General features: G+C 39.5%; 12 protein-coding genes, 1 tRNA gene and 2 pseudogenes. 9 read left to right on the top strand and 6 right to left on the bottom strand.

Annotated elements, in window-relative coordinates:
- The 3 genes and pseudogenes from AC33VI_RS15895 to AC33VI_RS15885 all read left to right on the top strand — a co-directional run.
- Positions 1–340 (top strand): annotated as a pseudogene (locus AC33VI_RS15895) (low temperature requirement protein A); the annotation flags it as partial.
- Positions 341–389: 49 nt separating this feature from the next.
- Complete coding sequence (locus tag AC33VI_RS15890) at positions 390–1259, top strand: ABC transporter permease (protein WP_491783245.1); 870 nt, start codon at positions 390–392, stop codon at positions 1257–1259.
- A gap of 24 nt (positions 1260–1283) precedes the next feature.
- Positions 1284–2093 carry a biotin--[acetyl-CoA-carboxylase] ligase gene (locus AC33VI_RS15885; RefSeq protein WP_491783244.1) on the top strand — a complete coding sequence of 270 codons (810 nt, stop codon included), beginning with the start codon at positions 1284–1286 and terminating at the stop codon, positions 2091–2093.
- A 123-nt stretch (positions 2094–2216) separates the two neighbouring features.
- Here AC33VI_RS15885 and AC33VI_RS15880 read toward each other — a convergent pair whose 3' ends face one another.
- Both AC33VI_RS15880 and AC33VI_RS15875 read right to left on the bottom strand, forming a co-directional pair.
- Positions 2217–2576 carry a cupin domain-containing protein gene (locus AC33VI_RS15880; protein WP_491783246.1) on the bottom strand — a complete coding sequence of 120 codons (360 nt, stop codon included), beginning with the start codon at positions 2574–2576 and terminating at the stop codon, positions 2217–2219.
- An 87-nt stretch (positions 2577–2663) separates the two neighbouring features.
- Complete coding sequence (locus AC33VI_RS15875; RefSeq protein ID WP_491783243.1) at positions 2664–3041, bottom strand: DUF4359 domain-containing protein; 378 nt, start codon at positions 3039–3041, stop codon at positions 2664–2666.
- Positions 3042–3131: 90 nt separating this feature from the next.
- On the opposite strand from AC33VI_RS15875, the gene AC33VI_RS15870 reads away from it, so the two are divergent.
- A tRNA-His gene (locus AC33VI_RS15870) sits at positions 3132–3204 on the top strand.
- A gap of 531 nt (positions 3205–3735) precedes the next feature.
- Here AC33VI_RS15870 and AC33VI_RS15865 read toward each other — a convergent pair.
- Entirely contained in the window at positions 3736–5511 is a 1776-nt protein-coding gene (locus AC33VI_RS15865) for a choice-of-anchor L domain-containing protein (protein ID WP_491783242.1), read from the bottom strand.
- A 285-nt stretch (positions 5512–5796) separates the two neighbouring features.
- On the opposite strand from AC33VI_RS15865, the gene AC33VI_RS15860 reads away from it, so the two are divergent.
- Positions 5797–6072 (top strand): GIY-YIG nuclease family protein, encoded by a 276-nt coding sequence (locus AC33VI_RS15860; RefSeq protein ID WP_491783241.1) that lies wholly within the window; start codon positions 5797–5799, stop codon positions 6070–6072.
- A 39-nt stretch (positions 6073–6111) separates the two neighbouring features.
- On the opposite strand, the gene AC33VI_RS15855 is transcribed toward AC33VI_RS15860, so the two are convergent.
- Positions 6112–7380 (bottom strand): bifunctional sterol desaturase/short chain dehydrogenase, encoded by a 1269-nt coding sequence (locus AC33VI_RS15855; protein WP_491783240.1) that lies wholly within the window; start codon positions 7378–7380, stop codon positions 6112–6114.
- A 222-nt stretch (positions 7381–7602) separates the two neighbouring features.
- Between AC33VI_RS15855 and AC33VI_RS15850 the strand changes: the two genes are divergently transcribed.
- The 3 genes from AC33VI_RS15850 (at position 7603) to AC33VI_RS15840 (ending at position 10815) form a co-directional block, all read left to right on the top strand.
- Entirely contained in the window at positions 7603–9033 is a 1431-nt protein-coding gene (locus tag AC33VI_RS15850) for a glycosyltransferase family 2 protein (protein ID WP_491783239.1), read from the top strand.
- Positions 9034–9173: 140 nt separating this feature from the next.
- The gene (locus AC33VI_RS15845) at positions 9174–10268 is read left to right on the top strand and encodes a class I SAM-dependent methyltransferase (RefSeq protein ID WP_491783238.1); all 1095 of its coding nucleotides are present in this window, start codon (positions 9174–9176) and stop codon (positions 10266–10268) included.
- 160 nt (positions 10269–10428) lie between these two features.
- Complete coding sequence (locus AC33VI_RS15840) at positions 10429–10815, top strand: hypothetical protein (protein WP_491783237.1); 387 nt, start codon at positions 10429–10431, stop codon at positions 10813–10815.
- Positions 10816–10818: 3 nt separating this feature from the next.
- Here AC33VI_RS15840 and AC33VI_RS15835 read toward each other — a convergent pair whose 3' ends face one another.
- Together AC33VI_RS15835 and AC33VI_RS15830 are read right to left on the bottom strand one after the other, a co-directional pair.
- Entirely contained in the window at positions 10819–11265 is a 447-nt protein-coding gene (locus AC33VI_RS15835; protein WP_491783236.1) for a hypothetical protein, read from the bottom strand.
- A gap of 155 nt (positions 11266–11420) precedes the next feature.
- Positions 11421–12224 carry a creatininase family protein gene (locus AC33VI_RS15830; RefSeq protein ID WP_491783235.1) on the bottom strand — a complete coding sequence of 268 codons (804 nt, stop codon included), beginning with the start codon at positions 12222–12224 and terminating at the stop codon, positions 11421–11423.
- A gap of 73 nt (positions 12225–12297) precedes the next feature.
- On the opposite strand from AC33VI_RS15830, the pseudogene AC33VI_RS15825 reads away from it, so the two are divergent.
- Positions 12298–12497: pseudogene (locus AC33VI_RS15825) on the top strand (CPBP family intramembrane glutamate endopeptidase); the annotation flags it as partial.

Here is a 12497-nt window from a genome sequence, read left to right as displayed (position 1 = left end):
TTCCCATCTACCTTTAGCCATTGGTTTGACTGCTACGGGAGTGGGTGTAGAAAAAATGATTCGCGGTTTAACTGAAGACAACAATAGCAGCGAGAAAATTTTATTTTGTTTGGCAGTAGGTTTGTGTATGCTAATTCTCTCCAATCTTCATTGGAATAGTTGCCAACTGGGACAAACTAAATGTAAGCGCGTCTTGACTTTTTATCGTCTGGGGGCAGCAGCGTTTATTCTGTCATTAATATTGGCTTGTAACCTTTTATCTTCTTTAGTAATTATTACCCTGGTTGCGATCGCCTGTACGGTACAGATTGTTCTAGATATTTTTAATACTTGCAATTAGTAAGGTTATAATGCCCAGCAGATTTAACAGATGTTAAATAAGAAATAAAATGACCAGAAGCATTTCTTTTCCCCGTCACTTTCGTCTGACTCTCTCCCAAAGCCTAACAATTATTGGTTTAATAATTACTCTAACTTTTATGGCGATCGCGCTTTTTGCTCCTGCCTTACAAGATATGGGCTGGTTACAAGATCCTACCGAAGCTTTGGCTAACCCCATTCACGAAGCACCAGGGGCAGATTATTGGTTTGGTACGACTCGTCAAGGATACGATGTTTTTTCTCGCACTCTCTATGGCTCTCAAGCGGCTTTAAAAGTCGTTTTATTGGCAACCAGTATTAGTTTGATTTTGGGCGTTCCTCTGGGTTTAGTTAGCGGTTATTTAGGAGGCAAAATAGATAAAGTTTTGATCTTCTTTATGGACACCATCTACACTCTACCTGGGTTGTTGTTGTCAGTTACCCTGGCTTTTGTGGTAGGCAAAGGGGTTGTAAATGCAGCTTTGGCTTTGAGTATTGCCTACGTTCCTCAATACTATCGAATCGTTCGCAATCATACTACTAGCGTCAAAACCGAATTGTTTGTTGAAGCAGCAAGGGCAATGCGCGCACCTACCAGTAGGATCTTATCTCGCTATCTGTTCTTTAATGTAATTCAAAGCGTACCAGTTTTGTTTACTCTCAATGCTGCGGATGCAATTCTAATTTTGGGTGGTTTGGGTTTTCTCGGTTTAGGATTACCGCCAGAAATACCCGAATGGGGTCACGATCTCCGACTGGCTTTAGATGCTTTGCCGACAGGGATTTGGTGGTCTGCGACTTTTCCTGGCTTGGCTATGACTACGATGGTTATTGGTTTGTCTCTGGTAGGGGAAGGCTTGGGAGATATTTTAAATCCCAATCAGAAAAGTAATAGGTAAAAATAAAGTCGTTTCCTAAGAAAATTGGTTTTTAATTTAGAACTATACGCTCGAACTTGGCAAAAATTAAAAGAACGGGAAATAATTAGTCCCTGCCAAAATAATAGAGAAGCAATTACTTTAAAAGTATTTGATCGCCTGGATTCGACTAATAACAAAGCCTGGGAATTAATCGATCGCGGGAATAAAATGCCCCTAGGGACGATCGCGCGATCGCAAACCGCAGGAAGAGGACAGTGGGGGCGTAGTTGGGTTTCTGCTGAGGGAGGTTTATATCTCTCTGTCGCTTTGGATTTGGATTTAGAACTCGAATATAACTTTCATTTAGTTATGGCAACAGCTTGGGGTATTGCTACAGTTTTAAGAGCTTATAATTTACCTGTAACTATCAAATGGTCTAACGATCTTATTTTAGATAACTGTAAGTTAGGTGGTATCAAAACAGAAACTAGAAATACTGGCAAAAAGATTGTCAAAGCTGTGGTGGGAGTCGGTATTAATTGGTGTAATCTTGTTCCCCATCCTGGTATAAATCTGAAAGATTATGCTCGACAAGCAGACAATCAAACTATTAGTTCTCTAGAAGAGTTAGCAGCAATTGCTAGCTATGGCATAGTTTGTGGTTATGAATATTATTTAGCCCTAGGAATCAATCGATTATTGGCAGAATACACAGCTATTTTAAATAGTATTGGCAAACAAATTAAGATCGACAATAACTTAGGAGAAGTCGTAGGAATTACCCCAGAAGGAAAATTACAAGTAAAAATGCGATCGTCTGGAGCATCTAGCACTATAATTTTTGCCCCTGGGGAAATCAGCTTGGGCTATTAAAAATATTTATCAATGAACAATTGTTGAATTCTGCTTAATTAACAACTAACAACTAACATTTAGCAAAATAAAACACTCCGCAATTGTGAAGTGTTCCAGATATTTTAAACTATATTTTTCCAATTAATCGTCAAAGCGAATGATGTCGTCATCTCCAAGATATTCGCCGTTTTGCACCTCAATCATGACCAAGGGAATTACTCCAGGATTTTCTACACGATGGGCGGTGTTCATGGGTACGTAAGTAGATTGATTTTGCATGACTAAAGTTTCTTTCCCGTCGCAAGTTACTTTTGCCGTACCAGAAACCACTATCCAATGTTCGCTACGATGATAGTGCATTTGAGTACTCATGTGTTCTCCTGGTTTAATTTCGATACGGTTGATACAGTATCGTTCGCCTTTATCCAGAGATTGAACGCTCCCATAAGGGGGAGTACGAGTTATTTCATCATCAGAAACAGGTATTTTCTCTTCAATAATTTGTTTGCCGTTATCTTCACTCACGATCTACTCCAGGTTTTTATAACTTTACCCTCTAGTTTAAATAAAGAATTAGCGATCGAACAACTAGAGTTTCTCAGCTTGATAAGTGTAAAAATTCCCCAGAATTCCAATAGTCTCTACATGATAGTCGGGTAGAGGATTGGGTAATGGCAGATCTGCTTGATAGATACTAAAAAGTAAAAAATTCTGTCTGGTTGTTTGTTGGCTAATAACCTCGGCTAAGTAAGGACTAGCAGTATCAACTATAGTCTGACATTGACCTTCGAGCCAAGAACCCAATTCTTCTGAAATTTGGGCGCACACTTTTTCCTTCAGTTGGCTTTTCAAAGCAACGTTGGCATATTTTTGGTAGCTTTGCTCTTGGGGATTGGTTACAATGGCGACTGCTCCCAAACCAATGGCTAGAATCCCGAAAATACTGGCATTTTTAAATTTTGTCATTTATTTGAAAAAAAATTATTTCTAATTTTAAAATAATTGAGCAATAAACTGCGATAGTGGTGTTATAATGTTAAATCGATAACAGACATGGCGGGCGTAGCCAAGTGGTTAAGGCAGTGGTTTGTGGTACCACCATTCGTGGGTTCAAGTCCCATCGTCCGCCCTCGCCTTACGGCGTTATACAATGGGGCTTTCACACCCGAATGGTAATACCAAAACCTGAAGGGTCGCTCAACACTCGCTCAAATTTCATCATACAGTACGATTTTCTGGGAATCAAGAAGGGTCTTCCAGAGAAGTTTATTTAACCGCCTAAAAAGAAACTGCCCCAAAAAGAGACGGCATTATACAACCCGTTAGGTTGCTGTGTCAAAAGGACACTTTACTTTGTTTTAGTCAGCAACTTTTCAACGTACTCGCTTGATAATCGAAGATTTTCTAAGTCGGTTTCTACTGCTAATAATTTCGTCAGAATAAGCTTTTGTCTCTTGTTGAACGACATACTTGTAGTTTCTAGTACCTTTTTTTTGCTTATCGACAACCTGTTTTATGTCTAATAAATTTAGATTTTAACTATTAAGGTTATAACAATCGCGTCTGAAGGAATTTCTGTCAGTAAATAGCGATCGCCTTAAATTTCTAGTTCTAGGTTAGTTTTAAAACTCAGGCGATCGCTCTAAATCGATAACAAGTATTAAATATCAATATTGATAATTAGATCGTTAAAATCTAAATCGCCCCCATTAGGCAGATCTTCAAAACTAAATTGATTGCTGCTATCTCTGCGGATGTGAGCAAAGCCGTCACTATTGGCTGCTTCGTAAGCAAAATAAATTGTCGGATCGTTATTAATATTACTATCCTCTAAAGCGGCAAAACCATCATTAACCACAATTAAAGGTGCATACATCCTGCCTCCAGTCAATTCCCCTGAAAGATCGACGGTAACGGCATTATCACCACTAATATCCAATCCCAGACGACTAGCCAAAGCGGCAGCAGTATATCCAGGATCTTCTGGGGCGATCGCATTACCTGTAGTCGGATCGTTAACGCTACCATCAGCATTGACTTGATAAAAATCGACGGTATTGTCAAATAAAGCATCCCGTTCGATATCAAATCCAGCAGAGACGACTTCGCCATCTGTAACGTCTCTTAGATCTAAAATCACCCCTGAATCTTCAATGGTTTCTTCGGCAATATTAATAATGGTGTTAACTCTACCATCATCAGTTAACTCTGATTCTGTAGCAAAATCAGTTTCGCTAAAATCTCCTTCCAGGGTAATAGTAGAGTCGCTAGTGCCATCTCCGTTGATGTCTATATCTAAAATAGCCGAACCTAAAGTAATAGTAATGTCGTCTATAGTAAAGTTTGCGTCCACAACCGTAAGGCGATCGTCTTCTGCAAAATCAGATATAACATCCCCATTTAATTCTGCTAAAGTACCTAGAAAAGTGTCTGGTCCTAAAGAACCCGTTAGAATGTCGGCATCTGCACCCCCTTCGATGGTATCCGCACCAATACCACCATCAATAGTATCTTGACCGTTTCCTCCTTGAAGAGAATCGTCTCCCGCGCCCCCTTCAATTAAATCAACTCCATTGCCTGCGCTGAGAATATCGTTACCATCCAAACCCTCAAGAAAATTATTGCCATCATCTCCAACAATTTCATCATTTTCGTTAGTTCCTGGTATGCTAACTAAAACGCCACTACCACTATCCCCCGTACTCGTGCTACTGAGAGTTAAATTGGCAATAAATAAACCAGAATCGAAATCTTGGTCGCCCGTATCGGCAACCCCAAATTTAATCGTATTTTCTCCTTGAACTACTGGGGCAGAAATTCTCAATAAAGAGCTAATACCGTCATATTCAATGGGCAGACTTTCTCCAGCATTGTCATCAAAGGCAAACTCGGAATTATTATTATTACGAAAATTCCCAGCATCAATATTTTCACTTATAATACTGAGGGGCTGGCTATCTTGATTGTTAAATAAACCTACATTTCGACCGTTAACTATCACAGCCGCAATATCGACAAATTCAGTATCGGAAAATTCAGGAAATTCATCCGAACCAAAGATCAAATCGAAGGAAAGAGAACGAACATTCGGATCGTCAACGGTAAAAGTAAACTCCAAACTGTTGGTATCTGTTACCCCACCATTACCTTCAAAAGCCAGATCGGCAACTACTTGTAATTCTTCGTCGGTATTGTTTCCCGCTGCTGTTCCAAAAGCAGTATCTGTATTTTCTGTAGAAGGGTTGCCCGTTCCAGAAGTGAAAAGAACTCCCGCATCAATACCGAGTTGTGTCAGGCTGCCATCATAAAATGAAGCTTGACCGTCTATTCCTTGATAATCGATACTCTCTGGTACTACTGTTAAACCTGAATTATCAACTAAAATTCCATTGATTAAGTTGCTAGGATCGGAATTAAGGTTAAATTGCTCGAACATAAATTTATTTCGGTGCTAATGTAATTGGCTATCTACATAGCAGTTAAATTAACCTCAAGAATCGTTATTTCGCATCAGGATATTCCGAATGAGTATATCGCACCGTTAAGAATAAACAAGATTATTTTCAATCAAAATATTGCGATCGCTTCTTGAACGGCGCGTTGCGCCAACGTCCCGAAGGGACTTTGCCTCCGAAGAAGGCTGTGTCGCTACAATGGAGGATACCTCTGCAACGCGCTGCATCGCTTTTTCTACAACATACAAGTAAAATCTCTAAAATATATGTGGTCTGTGTATATGATTCGATGTGGCGATAATTCTCTTTATACGGGAATTTCTAAGGATGTTACCCAACGTTTTAAAGTTCATCAATCTGGCAGTAGTAAGGCTGCTAAATATACAAGAAGTAGACATCCTTTACAGTTAGTTTTTAGTGCTGAAATAGGAGATAAATCTGCTGCTTCTCGCGTTGAATATCGTCTTAAAAAAATCTCCAAAACCAAAAAAGAATTACTGGTAAAAGGGGAAATTTCTCTTACGGAATTGGAAATTGTATAGTAATAAGTATATTTTGCGATATCAAAGGGAGATTAAAGATTAATTATTTTTCTTAGTAAAAAAACGAAAATAATTGGCAACGCAAAATTCTTTAAGAGGAAAAAGAAGATAGGTAATGGGATTAATGGTAACGATAATGTTACGAATGTCTCGTTTAGCAAGATTAACAATTTGCTTGGCAACCCAGTTAGCAGACATAATTCCCACTGGATTTAACTTACTTTTAAAAGGTCCTAAAATTAGTTTTCTCACTATACAAGGAGCATCCAAGCGACTCATGGTAACAATGTCTCCCGCTGCTCTTTTACTTAATTCGTATAATGGACTCAAGGCAGGATTTACTTCCGCTTCAGAAGTGTTGACCCAAATTTCTTTTCTAATCCGATCGCGATCGCTTTTAATGGTTTTGTAGAAGGTTTCCATTAAACGCAGAGTCGAAAAAGTATTAATTTCATAGGATTTAGCGATCGCGGTCGCATCTCTTTGTCCGTAAACATTAATGCCGTGATTGATAATTAAAATATCTATCTTATCTAATTGTTCTAATAATTCTGCTTCCGAGCCAATGCGCCAAGAGATTGTCTTAATTGGCAGATTTCCTGTGGGTAAATTCAAACTAATTTGTCTCTCGGAAGAAGTAACAGCGGTAACTTTTGCCCCTGCTAAATGTAATTGAGTTAATAATGCTTTGCCTAAAGTACCTGACGCACCAGTTACAGCAACGCGCTTGTTTTTGAGAGATAGGGCAGTACCGAGTAATTTATCCACTAAAGTTAGGGTGCCAGAAAAATAAGCATCTTGGTTATCAAAATGATGTCGCCAGTGATAGGGACGATTGACAAATAACTTGGAAGGTAGGCTAGTAAACTCCCCTGGACGATGGGTAATGTCTGTAAGCTCGTCTATCATGGGAATTCCCAATCCACGAGCGATCGCACCCAGCAAAAAAGTTACAGTATAAATAGAGCCAGCCCAGGCAGTCCATTGGGGTTGGATATCCCAAATAGTAACGATGACCCAGGGTAAAATGCTTAAAACTAACATTACCAAAGATTCTGGTACATCATTATACCAATGAGCCTGACGATAAATAGTATCGCTCACTACAGATAAATCGCGACGAGAAACCTTGTGATGCCAGACATGGAGGCGATATAAAGGTTGCCAGAGATGGGAGAGAGTATGATACAAGTCTCTGACTATTTCGACCCACAATACCGAAGCCAAAGCTATTACAAGGGCGGTGATTGGATAAGCTGCTTGAGAAGCAGCATCTCTTACCACCAATCCTATTCCCAAACTACTCATGTTGTAACAATTCCTCGACTGACTTAACCCAAATTAACATTACGCAAGAATCTCTTTGATTAATTTAACCGAAAATAGGTCGTTAAACCGAAAAAAACCGTAATAACTTCCCTTAAATATTAAATTTTAGCCAATAAAGTTTACAATTTTCGATACAATTGAGCCAGTGCATTTTATCACCCTAACGATATACCATTAGGCAATCCTAAAGCAGAAGTAACTATGGCAGAGAATTATTGGCGTAAAAAAGAATCAGAATCAGAATTCGATCCCATTAACTCTCTCCTATCTGAATTATCCGATCCTGAAGAGGCAGAAGAAGAGTTTAGGGCAGACTTTTTTCAAGGATTTGCGGGGCGCAGACAAAAAGCGGCATTTCTCTTAATGGTTATTTGGATCGTTACTATTTCTCTGCATTTAGTTAGCTGGGGTTATTGGTTGGTAGCGGGATTAGCCAGTCTAGCTGCTATGCAAATTTCTCGCTATCTTTTTACCAAACCAGAGATATCCGATACTTTATTATCTTTAGAAGACGAGACTTCCATTCCCAAAGTTTCTCTTTTAGTTGCAGCCAAAAACGAAGAAACGGTGATTGCCAATTCCATCGCCATGTTATGCAATATCGACTATCCTACCGATAAATATGAAGTCTGGGCAATAGACGATCGCAGCACCGATAACACCCCTGCCATTCTCGATCGCTTGGCTTTAGAATATCCCCAACTAAAAGTAGTTCATCGCGCTGCTAATGCTGGTGGTGGTAAGTCTGGAGCGTTAAATCAAGTCGTTCCCCAAACCTTCGGCGATATTATTGGAGTCTTCGATGCCGATGCTAAAGTTACTCCCGATCTTTTAAGAAAAGTTGTTCCTCTATTCGATAACCCTAAAATGGGTGCAGTCCAAGTTAGAAAAGCGATCGCCAATTATGGAGAAAACTTCTGGACAAAAGGACAAGCAGCAGAGATGGCATTAGATAGTTACGTCCAACAACAGCGTATTGCCGTGGGCGGTATTGGCGAATTACGAGGGAACGGTCAATTTGTCAGTCGCCTGACTTTGGCTAGTTGTGGTGGTTGGAATGAGGAAACCATTACCGATGACCTGGATCTAACTATTCGTTTGCACTTAGATAATTGGCAAGTTGGTTTGCTATCAACTCCTGCGGTATATGAAGAAGGGGTAACCAATGCGATTTCTCTCTGGCATCAGCGCAATCGCTGGGCGGAAGGAGGTTATCAACGCTATCTAGACTATTGGCGTTATATTTTCAAAACTTCGATGGGTTTCGGCAAACGCATAGATCTCCTCTGTTGGATGCTACTGCAATACATAGTTCCTGCTGCCAACGTACCCGATGCGATTATGGCTATATCCCGTCATCGCTTGCCAGTGTTAAGTCCGATTACCGCCCTGTTGTTTGCTTGGGGTTTTACGGGGATCTTTCGCGGTTTGGTCAGAATCGAACTTGCTGAAAATCGATCCTTAAATATATCTAGTATTTTTGCGATCGCCTGGCAATCTTTACGGGGTTTGATTTACATGACTCACTGGCAAATTGTGATGTTGAGCATTACTGCGAGAATGTCGATTCGTCCTAAAAGACTTAAGTGGGTTAAAACCGTTCATGGTGGTAATAGTAGTATGGTTTCTTAAAAATAATTAATTGATTTTTGGCAGCCTTTTATAACTAAAATCTGACTATACTTAACTTATATACATAAAAACCAACAAAAGTTAATTTTACTGTCGGATCTTTGTGGTCTGACATACTGCCATTATTTCTACCGACATTCATGCAATCAACTCCAAATCTAGAACAATTTATTCCTGACGAAGTAACCAAGCTAGCCTACCAAGGTTTCCAAGAAGGCAAAAAAATCTTTGGTTTTCTGCACAAAGAAATAACAGATAGGTTAGCTCACACCTTCGTTCTCGAACGCTCAAAAAAAGCTAAACCCTTGTCTCCTGAAATATTGGAAAACCTTCAGGCAAGACTAAAATCCTTAGAAGAAAAAGATCTTCAAGATGCTCAAGAAGGAGTTTATCCTAGTTCTTTGTTGTTTGATAATCCCTGGTCTGATTTTTTCCGCTATTATCCCGAATTATGTTTGGATGCAGTGGGAACTTGGGGAAGAATGAAAAACAAAGAATATCAAAAATTTAATAACTCCATAGATCGCGTAGGTTTCCCCGACTATTATTTACAAAACTTCCACTTTCAAACAGATGGCTATCTTAGCGATATGTCTGCCAATCTTTATGATTTGCAGGTAGAAATTCTCTTTAATGGGTCTGCCGATGCCATGCGCCGTCGCATTCTTGCCCCTTTAAAAGCTGGTTTACAGGCTTTTAGGGACGTTCCAGCGCAACAGATCAAGGTATTAGACGTAGCTTGCGGTACTGGACGTACTCTAAGAATGGTTCGGGGAACTTTGCCTAAAGTTTCTCTATTCGGAACGGATCTATCTCCCGCCTATCTCCGCAAAGCCAATCAATTACTGTCGGAAATTCCTGGGGAATTGCCCCAACTGCTGCAAAGCAATGCTGAAGAGTTACCCTACCAAGATAACTATTTTCACGGTCTAACTTGCGTCTTTTTATTCCATGAATTACCTGCTGCGGTAAGACAAACAGTAATTAACGAAATGTTTCGCGTCTTGCAACCAGGAGGGGTATTAGTAATTTGCGATTCTATCCAAGCTTTAGACTCTCCCGATTTTAAAGAGATGATGGATAATTTCCCCAGCTTATTCCACGAACCTTATTATCGTCATTATACGACTGATAACATCGATAATCGCTTGATAGAGGCAGGATTTACCGATCTCCAAGTCGAAAATCACTTTATGAGCAAATATTGGACTGCATATAAACCTCTAGATAGTTAGAAGATTATAGAGACGGGATATATACTATCTCTGTAAAAAAGCGATCGCAGTCATTTTTGTTTCAATTGATACGAAGTGTAGCTGCGGTCGTCTTTTTAAGGGAAAGTTAAATTAGAATTAGAAGGCAAATAAATATCGAGTAGACAGACAGTTAATCGCCGTGAACGATCGCTATAACAAACTACTTCAATATAATGGTTCTGGTCTTGGTTGCTGGGTCAGTTTAATTATTTTTGCCTTAATTCTAGGTAAAATCGGTTTGGGAGGAGTGTTGAGCGGTTTTTTGATTTTAATTGCTCTCCTGTTTATTCTTCCCATAGTTGGCTTTTGGGGTTTTCAATGGTGGTTGAAAAGAAAACTAACTCAAGCCCAATGTCCAGTATGTGACTATGAATTTACAGGACTAAAAAATACTGATTTCAATTGCCCTAATTGTGGAGAAGCTTTGCAAGTAGAAGGCGATCGCTTTACGCGCATTACACCCCCAGGAACTATCGATGTAGATGCGGTCGAAGTCTCCGTGCAAGTAATTGAAGAAGAAAAATAATCATTAATTATCGGTAGAAATATCAAGCACAAATTGATGTTGGCGACCAGAGCGATCGCCCACATAAACATCATAATTTCCTGCTTCCCAGACTCCAGAAATCTCTGGTTGTAACCCCGATATTTCATCTCCTAAAACACAAAAACTATCCCCAGGATTGGGACCTAATACTAATAAGGTTGGCTGACCTCCATCAGATTGAACGGTTAATCTCATATAATCAACTCTTTGTGATAAATTCATTTGATAATTGGGGCTAGTTGCGATAAAACCACATCCCTGGCTATCAACTGAACCACCTGACAGACCTTCAATCGTAGTATCTCCTTCTGCCAAACTTATCTGAGGATAAATTGACAATATTACCAAGCTTAAAATTAAAGTTTTAATAGTTTTTAGCTGCAAAGAATTAATAGTTCGTAAAGCTGAAAAATTGAGTATTGCCATCATATTTACAAGCTAAATTAGCCTGTGGCTTAAAAATAAAATTAGCTCAAGATTAAAGAATAAGTATATTAAGCTAATTGTATTAGACTAAAAGACGTTTTAAGACAGGGGATGTTCCACTTAAGAGATAGTCATAAAACAGTTAGGACAGTTATGGATTATAAAACGGGTTGTTGAAATTGATAAACATCTTGAATTACCTCAACCCAACCATCTGCAACGGATTGCAGGATGCGATCGCCTTTTTCTTTAGAAGCAACCGTAGCATCTCCCATAACTCCTGTCTTACTTAATTCTCTAGTCAACCAAGCAAAGGGTAATTTCCCTTCCATATCCAGCAAACTATCTTCTGGTAAGCCTTGGGGATATTCTTTAACTGCTAATTCCATGTTTACCCAGTCGGGCAATAAAGAAAGCATAATACTCGTTTCGGCATCTCCTGCATGAATGCCATATTCTCTTTCTTGAGGAGTTAGCATTTCTCCTACTGTATTGGGTACGCGCCAAGTAAAGAAGGGGAATACTGCTAAATTTGGATGTTCTTGATGGAGATCTCTGGCAGCTATTTCCATAATCTGCGGTTGTCCTCCATGAGAGTTCATCAATACTAGTTTGCGAAAACCAGCGCGATAGATACTCTCTGCCATTTCTTTAATTACCGATAGCAGAGTATTAGCACTGAGGCTGATTGTGCCAGGAAAGCCATCGTGTTCGTTCGACTTGCCATAATAAAGACAAGGTAGGGCATAGGCGGGTATATTCTCGTCCAATTTTTCTAGGGCTTTCCCCAAAACTCCCAGACTAATCGCAGAATCGACGGCAATGGGTAGATGATGACCGTGTTGTTCGATCGCACCAATAGGTTGAATAATAACTGTATTTTCCTTATCGGGCAGATCGGCTATTTCTTTCCAGGAGAGATAGGGAAAATAACGTTGGGGAGGAATAAAGCCGTGCATCATGGAATTTACTGCTGATGATAAAGTATAAAAATCATCTTAATACCGAAACAAATAGTTATAAAACTTAATCCTAATGACCTGGAAACGAGCTATTTTAGCTTTATTGACTGTATTTGCGATCGCTCGCATTGCTTTTTCTTTGAATGATAGTTTTTCTCAACCCCAAATACAAAGCCGTTTGGAACTATACCAAACTAACCTAGTTTTGCACTTGGCAGAGTTTAAATCTAATCCTAACGATGAATTCGATCTCAACAGTGCGGTGAGTTCTTT

It is taken from the genome of Waterburya sp. (assembly GCF_058530065.1).
Note: the sequence above shows the minus strand (reverse complement) of the source record. Positions and strands in the feature narration are given on the sequence as shown.

Bases quoted from the DNA above. Each gene is read 5' to 3' on its own strand.
- AC33VI_RS15890 (WP_491783245.1), top strand. From the start codon at position 390: ATGACCAGAAGCATTTCTTTTCCCCGTCACTTTCGTCTGACTCTCTCC.
- AC33VI_RS15875 (WP_491783243.1), bottom strand. From the start codon at position 3,041: ATGACAAAATTTAAAAATGCCAGTATTTTCGGGATTCTAGCCATTGGT.
- AC33VI_RS15865 (WP_491783242.1), bottom strand. From the start codon at position 5,511: ATGTTCGAGCAATTTAACCTTAATTCCGATCCTAGCAACTTAATCAAT.
- AC33VI_RS15860 (WP_491783241.1), top strand. From the start codon at position 5,797: ATGTGGTCTGTGTATATGATTCGATGTGGCGATAATTCTCTTTATACG.
- AC33VI_RS15855 (WP_491783240.1), bottom strand. From the start codon at position 7,380: ATGAGTAGTTTGGGAATAGGATTGGTGGTAAGAGATGCTGCTTCTCAA.
- AC33VI_RS15850 (WP_491783239.1), top strand. From the start codon at position 7,603: ATGGCAGAGAATTATTGGCGTAAAAAAGAATCAGAATCAGAATTCGAT.
- AC33VI_RS15845 (WP_491783238.1), top strand. From the start codon at position 9,174: ATGCAATCAACTCCAAATCTAGAACAATTTATTCCTGACGAAGTAACC.
- AC33VI_RS15835 (WP_491783236.1), bottom strand. From the start codon at position 11,265: ATGATGGCAATACTCAATTTTTCAGCTTTACGAACTATTAATTCTTTG.
- AC33VI_RS15830 (WP_491783235.1), bottom strand. From the start codon at position 12,224: ATGATGCACGGCTTTATTCCTCCCCAACGTTATTTTCCCTATCTCTCC.